This is a genomic window from Natrinema zhouii, from assembly GCF_013456555.2.
Lineage (GTDB): Archaea > Halobacteriota > Halobacteria > Halobacteriales > Natrialbaceae > Natrinema > Natrinema zhouii.
On sequence record NZ_CP059154.1, the window covers coordinates 785418 to 806728 of the forward strand.

Below are 21311 nucleotides of genomic sequence, written 5' to 3' on the forward strand. Positions count from 1 at the left end.
GTTCGTGCGGGGGCTATGTTTCAGTCCATAAATTCGTTCGTACCGCACTCGATCGATCCGGACCGGATACTGGTAGTTCCTTACGGTTATGATAACTATCGTGGATCATCGACTACGTCCGACGTATGTCTCGGACAGGTCACGCAGCGATGGACATCGGTTGTCCGGCATGTGATGCGACGATCGCCGCATCCATCCCACCGGGCCCGGGAATCCACTCGGAGAGAGACTCAAATCGCTTACTCGGAAAGGAGACTCAGTGCCGAAACTGCGGTCACGAACTCGAGCTATACTACTACTGAATGGCGCGTCTGGCACAGGTGAAACGACGTATCTGACACAACTGAAACGACGTGGCTGACGGCGATTCGCATTTGGGTTCTCGACGGACGGTTTCGACGTCGTAGTCGCCGCCCTGTCCTCAGCGTTTGCTCGCAGCGGCTCGCCGTTTCGACTCACCGGCCGGTCTCCCAGCCGCGCGGCGTGTCGTTCAACCGCTCGGCACCATCCTCGGTCACCACGACGAGATCCTCGAGCCGAACGCCGAACTCGCCCTCGAGGTAGATGCCCGGTTCGACGCTGAATACCATGCCGGGCTCGAGTTCGCGGTCGTTTCCCGCGGCGATGTAGGGCGGTTCGTGCACCTCGAGGCCGACGCCGTGGCCGGTTCGGTGGACGAATGCGTCGCCGTAGCCGGCCGTCTCGATGACCGAACGAGCGGCGCGGTCGATCGATTCGGCGGTGACGCCCGGCTCGACGGCATCGATCGCGGCTCGCTGTGCCTCCCTGACGGTCTCGTGGACGCACTCGTACGCTGCGGGCGGTTCGCCGACGACGATCGTTCGGGTCTGATCGCCCGGATACCGGCCGGTCCCCGCCTCGAGATCGGCCGCGACGAATGCGCCGAAATCGAGGACGATGGGGTCGCCAGCCTCGATCGCCCGCGAGTCGCCGTGGTGGTGCGGGCGAGCCCCGTTCGGGCCGCTGGCGACAATCGTCTCGAAGGCCGGTTCCTCGCCGCCTTCCGCCGCGAGCAGGTGATCAATTTCGGTCGCCAGTTCGGCTTCGGTCGTCCCGATCAGGTCGTCCCCGCGCTCGCGAATCTCGAGCGAGACGCGATCCGCGAGTTCGCCGGCCCGACGGAGCGCCTCGAGTTCGACGTCGTCCTTGCGGATCCGCAACGGCTCGAGGACGGTACTCGCGAGCCCGAACTCCGCGTCGGGGAGCAGTTTGCGGAGGTCCTGCGTGAACGTCGTCCACATCCGGTCGTCGACGAGGACGGTCTCCGGGTCTGGCCCGCCGAGCGAATCGGTCGCCAGAGCGTTCTCAACGGCCTCGAGCGGGTCGTCCGAATCGGTCCACAACTGCAGTTGCAGGTCCGCGATTGGCAGGTCAGAGAGCTCGGCCTCGTACATCGCTGGCGCGACGAGTGTGGGATCGCCGCGCGCGGGAACGAACAGCAACAGGTGCCGTTCGGACGGCGATTCCTCGAATCCGGTCAGATAGGTCAGGTTCGGGCTCGGGAAGCAGACTGTCAGGTCGGCCTCTCCCTCCTCGAGTCGCTCTTGACAGGCCGCGATCCGGTGTTCGAACGGTGATTTCATGGAGTGGAGTTCGCTTGAGTGAGGAATCAACGTTTGGTTGCCGGGGTGGAGTGGGTAGTATAATTGAAAGGACTGAATGACTACTCACAGTGGAAGAGCGTACTGTATTCTGCTATCGTGGCAGCAGGGAATCGCCACGCCCTCCCCAGCCGATTCGCTCGGTCATTCTTCCCTCGCTCATCCCTCGCACGGCATCGGCGCCCGCCCTCACTGTCGTTCGGGCGGCCGACAGCGCGCGCCACCGCGTTTCGGTTGGTCAGTTTGAGCATACGGCTGTCTTCGAACGCGTCAGTTCCGAGCGGTGACTGTTTCCTCGAGCGGACAGTCGGCCGGACGCGATTGGTAGCGGGAACCTATTAGCCCCCCTGCGGTCGCAGGCCGCGGAGCAACACGTCGTGGCGCTCTGGTATTTCAGCGAATGCGAGTTACCGAGCGGTTGTCGTCGATGGCTGTGCACAGTCGACAGCTTCGGGCCGACGGCCGCGGCCGAACGGACGAAGCGTCCGCCGACAACGGCCCCAGCTGTCCCGGTTCGCTGATCGTCGTCTCGAACCGGCAACCGTACCGCCACGAGTACGAAGACGAGCCGGACCCGGCGCAAATGTCCGATCCCGCGGATAGGGATGGAGATCCGCCAGCGGGAACTGATGGCGGCACTCAGACGGGGACGCAGCGCTCCATCACGGTCGACGAACCGACCGGCGGGCTGACCGCCGGTCTCGATCCTGTGGTTCAGGCGACCGACGGGACCTGGATCGCCTGGGGCGACGGCGACGCCGACTTCGCGGTCACGGACGATCGCAACTGCGTGGCCGTCCCGCCGGACGAGGAGGCGTACACGCTCCGTCGGCTCGACCTCTCCGAAGAGGCGGTCGACTCCTACTACTACGGGTTCAGCAATCGCGTCCTCTGGCCGCTCTGCCACGGCTTTCCCGATCTGATCGAAGATCGAACGGACGACTTCGAGTGGTATCGGACGGTCAACGAACAGTTCGCCGACGCGGTCAGCGAGCACGCCGACGACGACTCGGTGATCTGGCTGCAGGACTACCACTTTGCGCTCGCACCGCGGATGATCCGGGAGTCGGTCCCCGATAGCGCGACCGTCGCTCACTTCTGGCACATCCCGTGGCCGACGCCGGAGACCTTCCAGCACTGTCCCGCCGGCGGTCACATCCTCGAGGGACTGCTCGGAAACGATCTGCTGGGATTCCACATCGATCGGTACGTCGATCAGTTCCTACAGTGCGTCAATCGGTTCCTGCCGAGTGCGACCGTCGACTTCGCTCATCGAACGGTCCGGTACGACGGACGGACGACCCGCGTCGTCGCGACGCCGATGGGCGTCGACGCCGAATCGTACGATCGGGACGCGCGGTCGACTGATCCGGATCGACTCTCCGCCCTGTTCGAGGAGTACGGCATCCCGGAGAACACCAAGATCGGACTGGGGCTCGACCGCCTCGACTACAGCAAGGGGATTCCGGAACGGCTGGCCGCGCTCGAGCGATTCTTCGAGCGGAACCCGGACTGGCGCGGCGAGTTCACGTTTATCCAGAAGGCGACACCCTCCCGAACGGAAATCGAGACCTACGAGCGCTACGGCGAACAGGTCCGGAACGAGGTCCAGCGGATCAACCGGCGCTTCGAGACCGCCGACTGGCAGCCGATCGTCTACACCGAGGACGTGTTGCCCCACGAGGACATCTGTGCGCTCTATCGCCACGCGGACGTGATGGTGGTGAGCCCGCTGATCGACGGGATGAATCTGGTTGCACAGGAGTACGTCGCCGCGAGCGTTGACGGCGACAGCGCGTTACTACTGAGCGATCGAACCGGTGCTCACGAGCGACTCGGCTCGCACGCGCTGACGATCGATCCGACCGACACTGACGGGGTCGCAGCCCAGCTCGAGCACGCGCTCTCGCTGTCCGCCTACGAACGCCAGTGGCGGATGAACACGCTCCGTCAGCGCGTCTTCGACGGCGATATCGAGTCGTGGATGGAGACGCAGTTCGACTGGATTCGGCGCATTCACGACGGTTCCCGAACCACTGAATCGCAATCTGAACGTAATTCAGACTCCCGTGAACCGACCCCACCAGCATAATCAATGACGAGGGCCGAATCATCACCGCGGCCGATCGACGAGCAACTGCCCCGGATCCGCGAGACGCTCGAGGGGGCCGACAGGGTACTCGTCTGTCTGGATTTCGACGGCACGCTCGCGCCGATCGTCGAGGATCCGGACGCCGCGGTCCCGACCGAACAGAATCGGAACGCGGTAGCGACGCTCGCGAACACGCCGTCGGTGACGACGGCGGTCGTCAGCGGCCGCGCCCTGACGGACGTCCGCGAGCGCATCGACGGACCGTCGATCTACGCCGGGAACCACGGCCTCGAACTCGCCCGCACGGGAACGATCGCCATCCATCCGGTCGCGCGCAAACGCGCCGCCCGCGTCGACCGGATCTGTTCCGTCCTCGAGACCGCGCTTCGCCACATTCCGAACTGCCGTATCGAAAACAAGCGCCTGACCGGGACGGTTCACTTCAGGTCCGTGCCGCCGGCCGCCGAACCGATCGCTCGCCGGATCACCCGCGGGGTCGTCGACCGCTTCGGCGGCGACGCCCTCGAGCTATCGGCGGGAAAACGGATCCTCGAAATCGGACCGGACTTTCCGTGGGGGAAGGGCAATGCCGTCGAACTGATCGCCGCCGACGAACCGCCGGCGACCGCCGCCATCTATATCGGGGACGACGTCACCGACGAATCGGCGTTTCGAGCCGTCGAACCGGACGGGATCGGGATCCGAGTCGGCAACGATGCGCCCTCGAGTGCATCCTGTCGAGTCGAGTCGCCCGCCGAGGTCGCGTCGTTTCTCTCGTGGCTGGGCTCGACCGGGGCCGAGCTGGTCGCGCGATCCGATGTGCCCACCGCGACCCCCATCGAGGCGCAGTAACGGTTCCGAGGAAAGGGAGACACGAGTGACCTCCTCTATGCCCTAAAGGGCGTGGCATCCCACCATCGATATGGACCTGACTACTATGATACGGCATCTCGTCGGGCCACTGGTCCTGTCGTATCACCCAAACCAAATCTAATAACCAGTAGTTACAAGCGTTTTCGAGCCGAAAGTATTAGTTACCACTGGAAATATAGTCCGGTACGAGAGTGAAAGAGAGTGAAACTCCGACAACCAACTGATTTCCTGATCCTCGAGGCGCTCGAGGACAAGGGCCGTAACGTCGCAACGAATCTGGCTGCACATACGGGGAAAAGCCGGAAGAACATCAACACCAGACTGCCGGTGCTGGAGGATTACGGTCTCGTCGAAAAGATCGGTCCGGCAGAGCGATCCGGGCTGTACGAAATCACCTCGATGGGGAAGGCAGCACTGGTCTACAAGGACCAGTACGACGAGGCGGACGACTTCGAGGCGCTCATCGAGGGGCCGAACGCGAACGCGAGCGCCGAGCAAGGGGAGACACAGTCGAGTTTCGCCCGCAGTGAAAACGACGACGAAGACGACGAGTAACGGGATGGCGTGGCCGGTATTTCCCCCTTCCCCGTTTCGATTCGGCGCTGTTTTCCGAGACGGTGAGCCGGTAGCAACGTCGGTCCGGTATTCCGGTTACGGCCAGTGAAGTGAACCTTAGAACCGGATTTCGCCGTCGTAGTTCGCGAGACGACGACGAGCACACGACGAAAAGGCGAAGCTGAGCATCTGTTTCCGGTCGTCCGAGGCCGGGATCGTCGTCCCACACGGCGATGCGTTCCGCTCGTACGTGGGATCCCACGCGTAACTGCTGAGCATCGGCGTCGCGACCAGTGCACCGTCGTGGACAAACGCGACGCCGTCTTTGTGGTCCAGCCCGAGCGCGTGCCCGATCTCGTGGAGGAGGACCTGCATCGTCCGCGCTGGCGTCGTGTTCGGGACGATCGATCGCGCATCGTCGACTACTATGTCATCAAACGACTCGAGGGCAGCGATGTGTCGAGCCCCGCCGACCGATGCGATGTGAGGCACGCCGTACCCGGTAGGTGCCCGCTCCATCCCGCCATCCGTCACCAGCAGGTTGACGTCCGACGCGGGCTCGAGGTCGCGCCCGCCGAGCGTTCCCGATGCGAGTGCCATCGGCCACTCCCCGCGGTGAGTGAGGCGAGCAGCAGCTTCAGTCGATACCGAGACGCTCCCGCCGATCGAAGTCTCGAGCGTCCAGTATCCGAGGGCGAGCGTTTCGTCGAGATACGCGCGGATCCGATCAGCAACCCCGTCGTAGGTTGCGGCCCGCTCGGAGAGCCAGATCCGCACCTCGAGCGTGTCGCTGGCCCCTCGTGTCGCATACGCCAGCGTGCCGAGCGAGGCCGTCGATCCGATCGTCCCGAGGAACGCGCGACGCTTCACCAGCGTGCGTCTCGCAACGAGGCCGTAGTGCCTGCGGGTGTACATGCGTACACATTAAATACGCGTCATTTCCTGCGATATGGACTGCCATGACTGATACTGTACAGGCCACCGAGACCGACACGGCATGGATCACCTCAGTTTTCGACGCAGACGACTATCTATGGCGCGATCTAACCCGTCGGCTGACGCGACTCCCTCGGTGGCACGCGCCTGGTATCGACGACACGGGCGCGGCGTTCGATGATCCGAATCTCGAGCCCAGTGGGGAGTTCCTCTGGGTCGGTCGGTGCGAGCAAGAGCAACGCGTCGTCCGCAGTTTCGACCAGTCGTCGGTGTGGCGCTCGTTGTTGCATACAAAAGATCCACTCGCCGGTCCGCAGCCGTCGCCTGACCTGCCAATCGGTGTAGTACTGACCGTCGGATCCCTCGAAAAGAGTCTCGAACGGCAGTGCTACCACGGGTTCATCACCCCCTGCACTCGAGAGGAGGGACCTTTCTGCAATCGACCGACAGCGTGGGCGATCAGAACGGTCCCGGTCATACTTACGCGATCGGACGATTGTCACGTATATCGACACTCGGATTCATATGGACGACGTTTAAGCGGGTCGGACGTTCTTGAAGGAGAGCCAGTTCGGGAATATGGAGGGACTAGCGAGTGGGCTGTCCGTTGTAGTAGCGGAACTTTCGCAGAGAGAGGAGACGACCGTGATGACCAACTTTCGCGGAGATAAGAGGCGACTATGCTGACCAACTTTCGCGGAGATAAGAGACGACCGTGCTAACCGACTATCGACGGAGTACCCCGTATTCCGCCACTTTCGACGGACTACTCCGCGTTTCCGCCGTCCTCGAAGAACTCACCGAGAATCGAGTTGAGTCCCTTTCGCATGTGTTGGTGCATCGTCGGCGGCGAGATGTCCATCGCCTCGGCGATATCCTCGCCGGTACTTTCGCGCGGCCAGTCAAAGAACCCGCCGTAGTAGGCGAGTCGCAAGGTCGTGAGCTGGCGGTCAGTGAGCCGGTCGAGGATTCGGTTCCGTCGCTCGGCCGCCGTCCTGACCGGCCGATCGACCTCCCGCCTGGCAACGAGTTCGGTGTTCTCGTAGATGACGGTCAGCGCCTCCGCGATCTCCCGGATATCGGCGTCCTGTGAGACTTCGACCAGAAAGGTCCCGACCCCGTTCTCGACGGAGACGTCACGGATCGTCGCGCCATGATTCGTGAGCGTGCGGATCCCTGACTTCGACAGCCGCAGTTCGATCGTACAGCTATCGTCTCCGCCGTGAATGAGCCGACACTCCTCGACGGAGTCGTGAGCCATCGCCTCCTCGAGCACCGTCTCGCCGTCGAGTCCGTCGATCGTCACGTACTGAAACGTGCGCCCGCCAGCGGTAGTGCCCGCCCACTCGAGCGAGCAGGTGCAGTCGTATTCGCTCGAGAGGTCGAAGGAGAACGTGTCGCCGCCGTCGATCCGGAACTCGAGTTCGACGACGGAGTCGGCAAAGAGCAGCTGACGGTTCTTGACCGCCATGATCGTAAAGCCGATCGTCTCACCGAGCAGTCTGAACCCGGCTCGCTCGCGCTCGCTGAAGGCGTCGTCGCGGCTCGCGAGCACGGTGAGCACGCCATAGCTCGCGTCTTCGTGCGTTATGGGGACGGCGATCGCGGATCTGACGTCGTCTTCGCGGGCCGCCGCTCGCAATTCGTCGGGGATCGACTCGTCGTCGAGAACGCGGCTCGTCGTCTGTAACTCGCCTGTGAATGCCGCCTGCGCGACTGGGTTCTCCTGATCGGTACACTCACGAACGTGCTCGAGGACGGTCTCCGCCTCGCCCGCACCGGTTCGGTAGGAGAGACACTCGTCCCCGGTCCGTTCGGCGATCCACGAGCCGCAGTAGAGCTCCGAGTCGACGAGCTGGTTGCAGACCTCGTATTCGATGGCATCTCTCGCTGGTGCCTCGACCAGCGTCTCGATAACCTGTCGGACGACCGCATTGATTCGATTGAGCGTCTCGAGTTGGTCCTGACGCGAGCGGAGTTGTCGCTCGCGTTCGACGCGTTCGGTGATATCTCGCGCCAGCCAGACGACAGCACGTCGTCCCTGAATCCGTTCGTCGATCGGGACGACGCGAGCCTCGAACTGTCGAGGGCCGTCGGTCGTGTTTGTCTCGTATTCGACCGACTGAACGTCGGCGGTCCGGAGCGCTCGATCAATGCACTCCTGTAACTTCGCGGCGACCGAGTCGGGGAACGCGTCGTCGAGCGTCGTTCCGGTGAGTTCCTCCGCAGGCATCGAGTACAGGTCTGCGGATTCGGGCCGGACCTTCGCCTCGAGATAGGTGCCGTTCTCACCGATAACGAAGGCTTCGTCGGGCAGTTCGTTTGCGAGGATGCGATGGTAGTGGCCGTCACCGTCGTCCGATGGAGGCCCGGGAGACGATTCAATCGTCGAGACGATCCGATCGATCGGGTCCGTATCGCGTTCCGTCGGTACGTATTCGGTCGCGTCGGCCCGGAGTGCCACCGTGGCGAGTCGTTCACTGCCCTCGTGTGGTGCGACGATCGTCGGCACGTCAGCCAGTTCAGCGTGAACCCGCCGGAGCACAGTCTGTATTTCGCCGGGACAGTCGAGTTCGATGACGACGGCGCTCGGTGTGACCGGTGCCGTCTCGCCGTCGGTGACCGCGTTTGTGTCGTCGGTCGACTGCGATTCGCTGTCGTCTGTCGGGGGTAACTCCCCGCCATTGTGCTCGGCGTCGCGTTGCGCCGTGATCGACTCGAGGATAGCGTCGCGGTCACCGGTCGCAGGAACCGTTCGAACGTCGTGGTCAGTCGCCTGCTCGAGGCGGGTTCGGAGACGGCTCTCCTGGGTCCGTGCATCCGTCACGACGACGATCGGTTTCGATCGATATGCGGCCTTCATCCCTGTGTCTCCGTCCGTAACCCGTCCGATTGGTTCGTTTCCGAACCCTTTTCTATCAAAACGCCACTGTAGAATAAAAATCTACTGGTCGGACATTTAACTGCTCGAGACCGCACGATCGGTGGTGACGCCTCGAGCGCGGTTCACGGGCGCACAACGCTACCGCTGTCCACGCGAAGCATCGTCTCAGCGACTCGGTCGAATCAACCGTTCGGACGGCTCAGAGCTCGTCCGCCGCTTTCAATTCGGCGATCAGGTCGTCGACGAGGGAGTCGACGTCCTCGTAGGGAAAATCCCCACCGGCAGTCTTGGTGTTGAGTTCCATCGCGGTCATCGAGAAGTCACCGGACTCGAATCTCGTACTCGGACCGTCGGGGAGCGCCGGCACGAGATCCATCGGACCGGAGACCGGGTAGTCGGCGTTCTCGAACGCATCGATCATCTGCTCACGGAGTTCGGCTTCGTCTGCCATGAGTTCGTGTTTTCGTGCGAACACCAATAACTCTACAGGGATCTGATGGGGCGAGAGTGAATGCCGGTGACTACAGTCGTCGCATGAATTCGGGGAGGATCCCTCGCTCGCTCGAGGCGGTTGCCGCGGCCGGTTCGGCCCCGGGCGGATCGAGCTCCGCATCGCCGGGATTGTCGAACGAGTCGGAATTCGAATCACCGACACTCGAGGAGCCGGTCGACGCGCCGTCGGTTTCAGTTGCGGTCGTGCCAGCTGACCCCGCCGTCGCGGCATCGTTCGATACGCTACCATCGGATTCGGTGTCGGACTCGGCGTCGATGACTGCGTCGAACGCTTCCTCGGACGCCGGACCGAAGTAGTAAGGATCGCCGGGAAGCACGGTCCGAAGCTGGATGTTCGCATAGGCAGCCAGCGCCAGTGCGGGGACGAACAACGGCTCGATTCCGAACAGCGTCGGCCCGGCCGTCAAGATGACGAGAAAGACCGACAGCGGCGAGTAGAGGAAAAAGGCGACGAGTCGGAAGGCGTTACCGACGTAGCCGTCGACGACGTAGGCGTAGAGACCGTACGCGCCGACCAGGAGACCGACATCGGCGTAGAGCCCGACGAGAAGGCCAACGTCGCCGGCGACGAATCCGTGGATGAGGACGGCGAGCGCTCCCGTCAACACCGTCGTTCTGTTGACGTAGGTCTCGTCGAGCGCCATCCCGAATACGAGTACCGCGAGCTGGATCAGCGGTGCTGCCAGCCACCACGGGAGGGAACTGAGGAGAACGCCGAAATACACGTCGATTACACCCACGTATCCGAGTGGAGTCGGGCCCGTACCTTTAACGTTCGTTCCGTTTCGAGACTCGATACGAACCTCACCGGTCGACGGGGAGTGAACGCATGCGTCAGCGGTCGCAGGCAGCGACTTCGTGTCGGCGCTCGGCCCGTCGCTCGTCGCGGCCATCGCTATTCGGCGGAGACGCCTCACCGCTGAATGCCGTTCAGCGGGTGGTCGAAACAGTAATTAGTCAGCGGCGAACAGTATGCTGATATGGCAAAGGATACCGTCAGGTACCCCGACGACGTGGTCACGGAGATCGACGCGCTCGTCGAAGACGGTATGTTCGAGAGTAAATCCGAGTTCTATCGGTTCTCCGCGGAGTACGTTCTCGGTCTGATCGATTCGGACCACGAGGTCAAGACGTTCAACTTCGACGAAATCAAGTCCGAACTCGATATCAGCGACCGCGACCACGCCAAAGCGCTCGGAACCGACGGTGGCACCTTCTTCCTCGACGCCGTGATAAATGTCCGGAAACACGGCCTGCGCGGCAACTACGAGGCCGCCGAACGATTCATCGACACCCACTACGACGAGACCGATCAGGAGTGTATCATCCTCGAGGAACTGCTCGGAACCTACCGCGACAAATCGGTATAGAACGGACTCCTCCCAGATACCAGACCGTACTGCAATCGAGTAGCGGAACCGATCACACGCATCGACTGCCGACTGTTATTTCGTCTGCCGAAACGGCTCGCCGAGCGCCGCCAGATCGACGTGGTCGCGAACGAGCCGAGCCGCGTTATCGTAAGGGGTCTCGCCGGTTGCATCAGTCGCTGCTATCGACGCTGCTGTGACAGCATCCCCGGGCGTCGGCCGATCGACGCCCGCTTCGGCCGCGACGTGATCGAGAAACGCCGTTCGAACCGACTCGTTGTCGAACAGACCGTGCAGATAAGTTCCCAGCACCTGCCCGCGGGCGGCGCTCGAGTCCCCGAGCGGCCGATTCACGTCCTCGAGCGCCCGCGTCCGGCCGGCGTGGATCTCGTAGCCCGACGCGGGACCCGTGGCACCCTCGAGTAGCGGCGATGCGTCCCCGTCGGCGGAAAGCGTCGTCTGCTCGAGGTGTTTGTCACCCTCGAAGCGTGTCTCGACCGGCAGCAGACCCAGTCCCTCGACGACGTCGTCCTCGCCGGTCCCCTCGAGCGCGGCGTTGGTGATCCGCTCGCCGAGCAGTTGGTAGCCGCCGCAGACGCCGACGATCGGCCCGTCGAACCCCGCGAGCGCGTCGGCGAAGCCGGCGTCGTGGAGCGCCAGCAGGTCGTCGACCGTATTCTTCGTCCCCGGAAGGACGACCGCGTCGGCGTCGACGCCCTCGAGCGGATCGGATGTATTGCCGCCGACCGGCACGTAAACCACCGAAACGCCGGGTTCGGCCGCCAGCGCCTCGAAGTCGGTCGCGTTCGAAATTCGAGGCAGTCGGGGCACTGCGATCCGCACTCGGTGGTCCGCTGGGACGCCGTCGTCGTCACCGATAACGCCTCGCTCTTCGGTATCGGGGAGGCCGACGCTGTCCTCCTCGGGAAGCCCGGGGTCGTCGTAGGGGAGCACGCCCAGAATCGGAACGCCGGTCTTCGACTCGATTTCTTCGATTCCGGGCTCGAGCAGCGAGGGATCGCCCCGGAATTTCGTGATGAGCGCGCCGACGATGCGCTCGCGGAGGGCGTCGGGGACGAGTTCGATCGTGCCGTAGAGGCTGGCGAAGGCCCCGCCGCGTTCGATGTCGACCAGCAGGAGGATGTCGGCGTCGGCGAACCGGGCGGTCTCGACGTTCGCGAGATCCCGATCGTGCAGGTTGATCTCGCCGATGCTGCCCGCGCCCTCGGCGACGATCACGTCGTTGTCGGCCGCGAGTCTGTGATACGACTCCTCGGCCGCCTCGCGCGCCCGCTCCCAGTACTCGTCGTAGTAGGTGCCGGCGGGCACGTGGTCGTGGGCCTCCCCCTGAACCACCAGTTGGCTCTCCCCGTCGCCGCGGGGCTTGAGGAGCACTGGATTGCAGTCCGTGGTAGGGGTCGTGCGGGCCGCTCGAGCCTGGACGAACTGGGAGACGCCGATTTCGCCCCACTGATCGTCGGTGGTATCGCTGTCGCCTTCGTCACCGTCGCTGTCGGAGTCACCGCGTTCCCGGCCGTTCGCGTCCGGCCGAACGACGACTCGAGCGTTGTTGCTCATGTTCTGGCCCTTGAACGGCGCGACATCGACTCCGCGATCGGCGAGCAGCCTGCAGAGGCCGGCGGCGACCGTCGACTTGCCGACGTGGCTCGCGGTTCCGGCGACGAGGAGAGTTCTGGTCATCCGCGTTGGGTGGGACTCGAGTAGCGGGGAGTATCGGCCTATCGGTTCAGGTTCAGTACTTCAATTCACCGACCGAGTTTCCAAACACATCGTATCTAACCGATTCGCATTTGAGCGAAACGCTTTTTCACGTACCGGCTGAATTGACGGGTATGGGCACGCCGGATCGAACGTCGACGGGCCTTGAACGCGTTCGAGAGCGATTGAACGTTGTCACCCAGGAGACGCGGTTCGCCCTCGTACAAGACCTTCTGGGCCATCCTGAGGGACTGCCGACGCTGAAAGAACTCGATTACGTGAACCCGAGCAAGAGCCAAACGACGATCCGGCAGCACCTCCAGCAGCTCATCGAAGCCGGAATCGTCGAAGAGGTGACCCTCCCGAAAGATTGTCGGCAAAACGACCTCCCGTACAAGTTCTACGGTATCAGCGAGGAGGGACGGCAGTTCCTCGAGGCGCACGACCTCCTGCGAGCGGAGGAAACGCTCCGCGACATCTATACGCGGGTAGAGAAGACCGACGAGATCGAACGATACGAGACCGCACCGCGACCTGAACGCTAAGTTCGAGCCGAGATCGCAGCGTCTCCGAACCGACTATTCTGCCCGGTACCGCGCGTCCCAGCGCGGTCCGGCGCGACTCGAGAGCACGAGCCCGACGATCCCCAGTCCGATTCCGGCGAGCCCGAGAACAATAGCGAGCTCCATGGACGGCGGGACGACGACGAAACCGGCGACAAGCGTCGGGACGAGCGCGACGGCGACGCCGACGGTAAACGTCATGAACCGGACGGCATCGAAGAGGAACTCGTTGGGATCGAAGCCAGCGATGAAGACGGTCAGACCGTAGTAGTACAGCGCGTAGCCGGCCAGCAGTATGGCCCCGACGACGGCGTCGACGAGCGTCGCGTCGAACCAGAGAACCGCTGTGAGGTAGGGCACCGCGACCGTCGGCGCGCCGACCAGAACGAACGCGATTCGCTTCGCCCGGAAGACATCCGCGATCGAGACGGGGTAGGTGAGGTAGTCCTCGAGCGAGTCGAACTGCGTCAGCCAGTTGTAGGTCGTAAAGGCCGAGAGGCCGAGGACGCCGCCGAAGAAGATCCCGGGTGAGGGCGCGATGCCGGTGATCGAATCGACGACGCCGACGAGCGCGGCCACCAGCGCGAGCAGAATGCTCGCGGAGACGAACGGCTTCCAGACGCCGCCGGAGGAGCGCGCGAGGTCGAGCAGCGTCTTCGTGACGAGGGGTGCGTTATCGATGGGGAGCACGTCACTGAGTCGTGCGAAGCGATCGGTCGCAGTCCGCGAGGGCCGCCCGTAGGTCGGATCGTAGATCGCGAGCGACCCCATCGCGATGACGAGGGTTCCGACGGCCAGCCCGCCCGCGGTGATCGCGGATCCACGCAGCGGAACGAGAACGGACCCGACGAGACCGAGTCCGCCCATCGCCCAGCCGCCGACGACGGCGAGGCCGATCGCCAGCCCGATGGTCCACGTCGGCGTGCCGCGCGTGCGAACGGCGATCAGCGCGACGGTGGCGGCCATTCCGACGGCGAAGACGAGGAAGAGCGAGAGCCAGAACAGCCCGACGTCGAGCAGCGTCGCGGCCGACAGTCCGTCCAGGGCCGCGCTCCCCAGCGCCATCGGCAGTACGAACGCGACACCGTAGAACAGCGCGTCCTTCAGCAGGAACGCACCCAGCAACCGTCGTCTCGAGAGCGGCAGCGTCGTCGACGAGGAGAGCAGTAAGGAGAGCCGGCCGAAGACGTTCTCGAGCATGTCGGAGCCGGCGAAGCCGGCGGTGCCGCTATAGAGCCCGAAGGCGAGGGCGAGGACGTGAAGGCCGCTCACGATCATCCCCGGCGCGGTGCCGGTTTCGACGAGGGCAAACGTCGCACCCACGGTGAGCAGCGCGATCATGAACGGAAAGAGCGCGAAGCGCCAGCCCCCGAACAGCTGGGTGTGCATGCGCCACTCCTCGCGGAAGAGAATCGCGAGCAGCCGTCGGAACGAAAGCCCCGAGTTGGCGTGATTCGAACCCCCTCGAGCCGCGGGCTCGGCTCCGGTTCCGGTCATGCGTCCAGCCCGTCCATCTCCTCGAGCGTCGGCACGTCCCGTGCGTTAGCCCCGTTGACGCGGTCGAGGAAGAGTTCGAGCAGCGATTCGTCGCCCGCGTCGCCGTCGCTGATCGACCGTTCCGTGACGAGCCGGCCATCGGCGACGATGCCGACGCGGGTGCAGATGTCCTCGGCGACGTCGATGTTGTGCGTCGAGACGAAGACGGCGTTGTCGCCGGCCGCGTAGGAGACGAGGAACCGCTTGACTTGCTCCTGGACAAGCGGATCGAGGTTCGCCAGCGGCTCGTCGATGAAGACCACGTCCGGCTCGTGGATGAACGCCTGCGCGATCATCACCTTCTGTTGTTGGCCCCGGGAGAGATCGGTGTGCAGCGTGTCGAGCTTGCTCTCGAATCCCAAACGCTCGGCCCACGATGCAGTCTGGTCGGCGACCCGGTCGGGCGACAGATCGCGGACCTCGCCGACGAATTCGAGGTACTCGCGCGGCGTGAGAAAGCTCGGCGGCGACCCCTGTTCCGGCAGGATGCCGACCCGCCGACGCGTCTCGATCGGCTCCGTCGTCGGATCGGTCTCGAGGACGCGTACCGTGCCGGCGTCCGGTCGGATCTGTCCCGTCAGCGTCCGGATCGTCGTCGTCTTGCCGGCACCGTTCGGTCCGAGAAAGCCGTACAGTTCCCCGCGATCGACGGAAAACTCCATCCCGGCCACCGCTTCGACGGATCCGTAGGACTTCCGCAGCCCGTCTACACGAATTGCAACCATTGAATGAGAAACTATTCTCACGAATTGATAATAACAATGCTGGTAGCGGAACCGACGAGTTGTTGATCCGAACGCGGGTCGCGCGGAATTCCGATCCGAACGCGGGTCGCGCGGAATTCCGATCCGAACGCGGGCCGGCCAGAACTCGCTCGAGGCCGAACACTGCCCAGCCCGCTGTCCGCAATCTTCAACGGTCGGCCGGTCGAACCCTTGCGTATGATCACAGGCGAGCGAATGGCCGCCGTCGATGCGAACGCCGCGGCACTCGGCGTGCCGCGAAAGCAGCTGATGGAATCGAGCGGACACGCGGTCGCCCGGGCGGTTCGGGCGGTCGCGGATCCGGGCGCTCGAGTCGTCGTCGTCGCCGGCCGCGGGAACAACGGCGGGGACGCGTTCGTCGCCGCCCGGTTTCTGGACGAGTACGACGTGACGACGCTGCTGCTCGGTCGCGCGGACCAGATCGGCACCGAAATCGCTCGCGAGAACTGGGACGCCCTGCAGCGGTCCGACTACGACACGCGATCGGTGACCGACTCGAGCGAGTTCGCGTCCGACGCAACTGCGCTCGATCTCGATGAAGCGGACGTAATCGTCGACGCGATGCTCGGAACGGGGATCAGCGGCGACCTTCGGGAACCGGCGGCCACCGCGGCCCGGGCGATCAACGACGCCGCTACGACCGTCGTCGCGGTCGACGTGCCCTCCGGTTTCGACGCCGACGGGGGCGACCACGCGGACAACGCCGTGGAGGCCGACCGCGTCGTCACCTTCCACGACACGAAACCGGGATTGGACGAACTCGCGGCCGACGTCACCGTCGCGGACATCGGCATTCCGGACGCCGCCGAGCGATTCGTCGGCCCCGGCGATATCGACCTCGCGCGACCCGACGGCCGCGCGGGGCGACCCTACATCATCGGCGGCGGTCCCTACACCGGAGCACCGGCGCTCGCGGCACAGGCCGCGCTTCGCGCCAGCGCGGAACTCTCCTTCGTCGCCGCTCCCGAGTCCGTCGCCGGCGAGATCCAGGGCTACAGCGAGGACCTCATCGTCCAGTCGTACGAGAGCGACGTTCTCACGCCCGAGCGGGCCGAGGACCTGCTCGAGACCGCGGAACAGTACGACAACGTGGTCGTGCTGGGCCCGGGGCTCGGAACCGCAGACGAGACGCTCGAGGCGGCCCGGCAATTCCTCGAGTCGTACACCGGTCGCGTCGTCGTCGACGCGGACGCGCTCGAAGTCGTCCCCGACCTCGAGACCGAGGCGACGCTGGTGTGTACGCCCAACCGACGGGAGCTCGCGGGAATGGGCGGGCCGGACGTCGACGATCTGGCCGACGCGGCCGACGAGATCGAAGCGTTCGCGGCCGAGCTGGGTCACGTCGTGCTCGCGAAGGGGGCGAACGACGTCATCACCGACGGCGAGCGAACGCGGATCAGTCGCTCGGGAACTGTGGGGATGAAAGTCGGCGGCACCGGCGACACGCTCGCCGGAATCGTCGCAGCGCTGCTGGAACACGCCGAACCGCTCGACGCCGCCGCAGCGGGGGCCCACGTCAACGGCGTCGCGGGCGAACGGCTGGCGGAAACACAGGCGTTCGGTTTTCTCGCGTCCGATATGCTCGAGGAACTTCCCGCGGTCCTCTGGGGTGGTGCGGATGAGTGAGACCCCCGACGAGCAGCCGACGACAGAGGAGTCCGCGGACGCCGACGATCTCACGCACACCACCGACGATGGCGACGTCCAGATGGTCGACGTCGGCGACAAACCCGACAGCGATCGACGCGCGGTCGCAGTCGGTGAGATCCGCCTTCAGCCGTCGACGATCGAAGCCATCCGAGACGACGGCATCGGCAAGGGCGATGTCCTCGCGACCGCTCGCGTCGGCGCGATCCAGGCCGTCAAGCACACGTGGGAGACGATCCCGATGTGCCACCAGATTCCGATCACCAATGTCGACACCGACTTCTCGCTCGCCGAGGACCGGATCGAACTCCAAGTCGCCGTCGAGACCACCGGGAAGACGGGCTGCGAGATGGAGGCCCTCGAGGGCGTCACGACCGGACTCAACGTCGTCTGGGACATGGTGAAGGCCGTCGAGAAGGACGAGGACGGGCAGTATCCCGACACGGGTATCGAGAACGTGCGGGTACTCGCGAAGGAGAAACAGCGAGCGTGAGCGAATGCGTGGTGCCGACGAAATGGGTTGCAGACGCCGTGCTGTGACCGGCACGAGATCGAGTATCCGATCGTGCAGGCACCGATCGGGAGCGCGACGACCCCCGAACTCGAGAAGGGGCTTCGAACGATATTCAGCTAAAACGATGTCCAGTTGGCGACGGAAACGTCGTCCATCCGCTCGAAGTGGTCGACGTTCGCGGTTAGTAGTGGGAGTCGTTCGACCGCTACAGTTGCTCCGACATAGATATCGTGGAGAGCACGAACGTCGGCGGCCCGATCGTTGCCGGCGGGCAACTCACCGCGGACAGTGAGTACGGCGGCGTCCATGGGTGTGGAAATGGCGGAAGAATGCGGCGCGTACGGGACCGAAAAGCGACCGCACGTCGGCTACAGCAACCGACGGAGTGCGCGCAGCGGGAACGTAATAATTGCGATGACGAGGCTAATCGCTTCTTTGAGTATCGACCGTATTGCGTTGATCATACTCAGGATAACGAGAACGAACGGGTTGTCGATGCGGCCTGCCGACGCAAGCGACGGGGTCGTCCGCAGTTTAATTCCAACTGACACCGGTACGCTCGGCGCACTTGTCGCTGGCTGGCGGGCGACACGGTACGCCTGCATCGACGTTCTCACCGCCTGATCTGTTTCATATGTAAACTACTCGAATATCGCGATGAGAGCATGCGTCGGCGAGAAGGACTTTCGACCACAAGAACAATAATAGTGTATTACTCTCACCCACGACATGGAAATCCGGTCCGCAGTCGTTCTCGCAGCGGGGGAAGGCGCTCGCCTCCGGCCACTGACGGAACATCGGCCGAAGCCGATGCTTCCCGCGGCGACCAAGCCCATTCTCGAGCACGTCTTCGATGCCCTCGTCGACGCCGGTATCACGGAGATTACGGTCGTCGTCGGCTACGGCCGCACCCACGTGCAGTCGCACTTCGGCTCGACGTACCGTGACGCGTCGATCGACTACGTCGTCCAGGACAAGCAACTCGGAAGCGGCCACGCCCTCCTGGAAACCGAATCCATCGTTTCGGGCCCGCAACTCATCCTCAACGGCGATCAACTCGTCGAGCGCGGGGTCATCGAGGACGTCCGCGAGGCACACGACAGCGAGGCCGTCGCGACGCTCGGCCTCGTCCGGGACGCGGACGTCGCCAACTACGGCGGCGTGATCCTCGCGGACGACGGCCGTATCACAGAGATCGTCGAACGACCCCATGACGACCGAAGTTACCACCTCAACGCGGGCGTCTATGCGTTCGAGCCCGAGCTATTCGAGTACCTCCACGGGCCGGAACCGCAGTTCAACGAGTACTCGCTCGTCGACGGGATTACGAACGCGATCGACGCCGACGAAATCGTCCGCGGCGTCAACTCCGACGGGTTCTGGATCGACGCGACGTATCCGTGGGACTTGCTCGAGGTGACGGAGACGCTCCTCGAGAGCGCGGACGGCGTCGAAAGCACGGTATCAGCCGACGCCCGGATCCACGACTCCGCGACGGTCGTCGAGCCGGTCGTTATTTCGGCGGACTGCGTCGTCGGTCCGGGGAGCGTCGTCGGGCCGAACGTCGCGCTCGGCGAGAACGCGACGGTGGGGACGAACGCCGTCGTCGAGAACAGCGTCGTCGACGTCGACGCGCGTATCGGGTCGAACGCGACGCTGATCGATTGCGTTACCGGCCGCCGCGTCCGGATCGGCGCGGGCTCGACCATTGTCGGCGGGCCCGGCGACGTCCGAGTCGGCGATCGCGTCCACGAGAACGAGCGCCTGGGCGCGTTGCTCGCGGATCGCGTTCGCGACGAGGGCGGCGTGACCTACGCGCCGGGAACGATCGTCGGCTCCGACGCCGTTATCGCCGCCGGCGCGTCAGTCCGCGGGACGATCGGCAGTGAAACGGAGGTGCAGTGACGATGTGCGGAATCGTCGGGTACGCGGGGACGGCCGACGGCGCCGACGCCGTCGATGTCATCCTCGACGGACTGTCGCGCCTCGAGTATCGCGGGTACGACTCGGCCGGTCTCGCCGTGCCGACGCCGTCGATGAGGATCCATAAGGCCGAGGGCGAGCTGTCGGCACTCGAGGACGCGGTTCCAAGGGCCGACCTCGAGGGTACGGTGACCGGGATCGGGCACACGCGCTGGAGCACACACGGTCCGCCGTCCGACGTCAACGCTCATCCGCACAGCGACGAGGGGAATCGCGTTGCCGTCGTTCATAACGGCATCATCGAGAACTACCAGCAGCTGCGCGACGACCTCGTCGACGCCGGCGTCACGTTCCGGAGCGAGACCGACACCGAAGTCGTCCCGCACCTGATCGGCCGCGCCCTCGACCGCGGCGCAGAGCCCGAGGAAGCATTTCGGTTGGCGATCGACCAGCTCGAGGGCAGTTACGCGATCGCCGCCGTCTTCGACGGCTCCGAAACGGTGTACGCGGCCCGGCAGGACTCCCCGCTCGTCGTCGGCCTCGGCGAGACCGGCACGTTCCTCGCGAGCGACGTCCCCGCGTTCGTCGAACACACCGACCGCGTCCAGTACGTCGAAGACGGCGATTTCGTTCGGCTGACCGCCGACGGTGCGGTCATCACCGACGCGGCGGGACGCCCCGTCGACCGCGCGACGGAGACGGTCGCGTGGGATCCCGAAGACGCGGAGAAGAGCGGCTACGACCACTTCATGCTCAAGGAGATCAACGAGCAGCCGACGGCCCTGCGGCAGTGTCTCCGGGGCCGCATCGACGAACTCGACGGGACGATCGACCTCGACGATATCGCCGATCTCGACCACGACGGACCGATCCAGTTCGTCGCCTGCGGAACCTCATACCACGCGGCGCTGTTCGGGGCGGAGCGGCTCCGGACGGCCGGCGTCCAGGCACACGCGTATCTCGCCAGCGAGTACGCGAGCGAGCGCGTCCCCGTCGACGAGGGGACCCTCGTCGTCGGCGTCACCCAGAGCGGCGAGACGGCCGACACGCTGCGCGCCCTGCGGGAGGCCGCCCGCGCCGGCGCAACGACGCTCGCGGTGACCAACACGGTCGCCAGTTCCGCCGCTCGAGAGTGCGATCACGCCCTCTACATCAGAGCCGGTCCCGAGATCGGCGTCGCCGCGACGAAGACGTTCGCGAGCCAGCAACTCGCGCTCGCCCTCCTCGCGTTCGCGCTCAGCGACGGCCCGACGCGCGAGGAACTCGAGGCGCTCCGGGATATTCCCGGCCAGGTCCAGACCATCCTCGACACGACGGACGCACGGGCCGTGGCCGAGGCGTACGCCGACGCCGACGCGTACTTCTTCATCGGACGGGGGTATCACTACCCGGTCGCGCTCGAGGGCGCGCTGAAGATGAAGGAGATCACCTACCGACACGCGGAAGGGTTCGCCGCCGGCGAGCTAAAACACGGCCCGCTCGCGCTCGTGACCCAGAACACGCCGGTGTTCGCCATCGTCACCGGCAACGGCGAGACCGCCCGGAAGACCATCGGGAACGTCAAAGAGGTCGAGGCTCGCGACGCCCCGATCGTGGCGATCACCGACGGCGAATCCGACGTAACGCGCTACGCCGATCACGTCCTCGAGATCCCCGCCGTCGGCGATCTCGGCGGCTCGGTGCTCGCGAACGTCCAGTTGCAACTGGTCGCCTACTGGGTCGCGAACCTGCTGGGCCGATCGATCGACAAACCGCGCAATCTGGCCAAGAGCGTGACGGTCGAGTGATCGAGGTTCGATT

At 64.6% G+C, this 21311-nt stretch carries 19 protein-coding genes; 9 read left to right on the forward strand and 10 right to left on the reverse strand.

Features of this window, described 5'->3' with window-relative positions; translation table 11 throughout:
• Positions 1–455: 455 nt before the first annotated feature.
• Positions 456–1604: a M24 family metallopeptidase gene (locus HYG81_RS22505; protein WP_180841926.1), complete on the reverse strand. Its 1149-nt coding sequence runs from the start codon at positions 1602–1604 to the stop codon at positions 456–458.
• A 418-nt stretch (positions 1605–2022) separates the two neighbouring features.
• Between HYG81_RS22505 and HYG81_RS22510 the strand changes: the two genes are divergently transcribed.
• From HYG81_RS22510 to HYG81_RS22520, 3 genes are all read left to right on the forward strand, one after another.
• Complete coding sequence (locus HYG81_RS22510) at positions 2023–3714, forward strand: alpha,alpha-trehalose-phosphate synthase (UDP-forming) (protein WP_180841927.1); 1692 nt, start codon at positions 2023–2025, stop codon at positions 3712–3714.
• 3 nt (positions 3715–3717) lie between these two features.
• Positions 3718–4566 (forward strand): trehalose-phosphatase, encoded by an 849-nt coding sequence (otsB, locus tag HYG81_RS22515; RefSeq protein WP_180841928.1) that lies wholly within the window; start codon positions 3718–3720, stop codon positions 4564–4566.
• Between the two features lie 222 nt (positions 4567–4788).
• Entirely contained in the window at positions 4789–5142 is a 354-nt protein-coding gene (locus HYG81_RS22520) for a winged helix-turn-helix domain-containing protein (protein ID WP_180841929.1), read from the forward strand.
• A gap of 117 nt (positions 5143–5259) precedes the next feature.
• Here HYG81_RS22520 and HYG81_RS22525 read toward each other — a convergent pair whose 3' ends face one another.
• The 5 genes from HYG81_RS22525 to HYG81_RS22545 all read right to left on the reverse strand — a co-directional run bounded on the left by HYG81_RS22525 (position 5260) and on the right by HYG81_RS22545 (position 10215).
• Complete coding sequence (locus tag HYG81_RS22525; protein ID WP_180842959.1) at positions 5260–6012, reverse strand: zinc metalloprotease; 753 nt, start codon at positions 6010–6012, stop codon at positions 5260–5262.
• Positions 6013–6185: 173 nt separating this feature from the next.
• A complete protein-coding gene (locus HYG81_RS22530; RefSeq protein ID WP_180841930.1) occupies positions 6186–6473 on the reverse strand; it encodes a hypothetical protein in 288 nt (95 codons plus the stop codon).
• 371 nt (positions 6474–6844) lie between these two features.
• Positions 6845–8941 carry a bacterio-opsin activator domain-containing protein gene (locus HYG81_RS22535; protein ID WP_180841931.1) on the reverse strand — a complete coding sequence of 699 codons (2097 nt, stop codon included), beginning with the start codon at positions 8939–8941 and terminating at the stop codon, positions 6845–6847.
• Between the two features lie 220 nt (positions 8942–9161).
• Positions 9162–9413: an MTH865 family protein gene (locus tag HYG81_RS22540; RefSeq protein ID WP_180841932.1), complete on the reverse strand. Its 252-nt coding sequence runs from the start codon at positions 9411–9413 to the stop codon at positions 9162–9164.
• 70 nt (positions 9414–9483) lie between these two features.
• Positions 9484–10215 (reverse strand): hypothetical protein, encoded by a 732-nt coding sequence (locus HYG81_RS22545; RefSeq protein WP_226376018.1) that lies wholly within the window; start codon positions 10213–10215, stop codon positions 9484–9486.
• A gap of 240 nt (positions 10216–10455) precedes the next feature.
• On the opposite strand from HYG81_RS22545, the gene HYG81_RS22550 reads away from it, so the two are divergent.
• A complete protein-coding gene (locus HYG81_RS22550) occupies positions 10456–10845 on the forward strand; it encodes a CopG family transcriptional regulator (protein ID WP_180841933.1) in 390 nt (129 codons plus the stop codon).
• A gap of 75 nt (positions 10846–10920) precedes the next feature.
• On the opposite strand, the gene HYG81_RS22555 is transcribed toward HYG81_RS22550, so the two are convergent.
• Complete coding sequence (locus tag HYG81_RS22555; protein WP_180841934.1) at positions 10921–12546, reverse strand: cobyric acid synthase; 1626 nt, start codon at positions 12544–12546, stop codon at positions 10921–10923.
• Positions 12547–12698: 152 nt separating this feature from the next.
• Between HYG81_RS22555 and HYG81_RS22560 the strand changes: the two genes are divergently transcribed.
• Positions 12699–13109, forward strand: coding sequence for a helix-turn-helix domain-containing protein (locus HYG81_RS22560; protein ID WP_180841935.1), 411 nt, complete (start codon positions 12699–12701; stop codon positions 13107–13109).
• A gap of 33 nt (positions 13110–13142) precedes the next feature.
• Here HYG81_RS22560 and HYG81_RS22565 read toward each other — a convergent pair whose 3' ends face one another.
• A complete protein-coding gene (locus tag HYG81_RS22565) occupies positions 13143–14624 on the reverse strand; it encodes a hypothetical protein (protein ID WP_180841936.1) in 1482 nt (493 codons plus the stop codon).
• The gene (locus tag HYG81_RS22570) at positions 14621–15388 is read right to left on the reverse strand and encodes an ABC transporter ATP-binding protein (RefSeq protein WP_180841937.1); all 768 of its coding nucleotides are present in this window, start codon (positions 15386–15388) and stop codon (positions 14621–14623) included. Before HYG81_RS22570 ends, HYG81_RS22565 begins: the two co-directional genes overlap by 4 nt.
• Positions 15389–15604: 216 nt before the next feature.
• Here HYG81_RS22570 and HYG81_RS22575 point away from each other — a divergent pair, with 216 nt between their 5' ends.
• Together HYG81_RS22575 and moaC are read left to right on the forward strand one after the other, a co-directional pair.
• A complete protein-coding gene (locus HYG81_RS22575) occupies positions 15605–17053 on the forward strand; it encodes an NAD(P)H-hydrate dehydratase (RefSeq protein ID WP_180841938.1) in 1449 nt (482 codons plus the stop codon).
• Positions 17046–17567, forward strand: a complete 522-nt coding sequence (gene moaC, locus HYG81_RS22580; protein ID WP_180841939.1) for a cyclic pyranopterin monophosphate synthase MoaC — start codon at positions 17046–17048, stop codon at positions 17565–17567. Before HYG81_RS22575 ends, moaC begins: the two co-directional genes overlap by 8 nt.
• 137 nt (positions 17568–17704) lie before the next feature.
• Here moaC and HYG81_RS22585 read toward each other — a convergent pair whose 3' ends face one another.
• Positions 17705–17896 (reverse strand): type II toxin-antitoxin system VapC family toxin, encoded by a 192-nt coding sequence (locus HYG81_RS22585; protein WP_226376019.1) that lies wholly within the window; start codon positions 17894–17896, stop codon positions 17705–17707.
• A 421-nt stretch (positions 17897–18317) separates the two neighbouring features.
• Between HYG81_RS22585 and HYG81_RS22590 the strand changes: the two genes are divergently transcribed.
• Both HYG81_RS22590 and glmS read left to right on the forward strand, forming a co-directional pair.
• A complete protein-coding gene (locus tag HYG81_RS22590; protein ID WP_180841940.1) occupies positions 18318–19493 on the forward strand; it encodes a sugar phosphate nucleotidyltransferase in 1176 nt (391 codons plus the stop codon).
• A gap of 2 nt (positions 19494–19495) precedes the next feature.
• A complete protein-coding gene (glmS, locus tag HYG81_RS22595) occupies positions 19496–21298 on the forward strand; it encodes a glutamine--fructose-6-phosphate transaminase (isomerizing) (protein WP_180841941.1) in 1803 nt (600 codons plus the stop codon).
• The last annotated feature ends 13 nt before the right edge of the window (positions 21299–21311 follow it).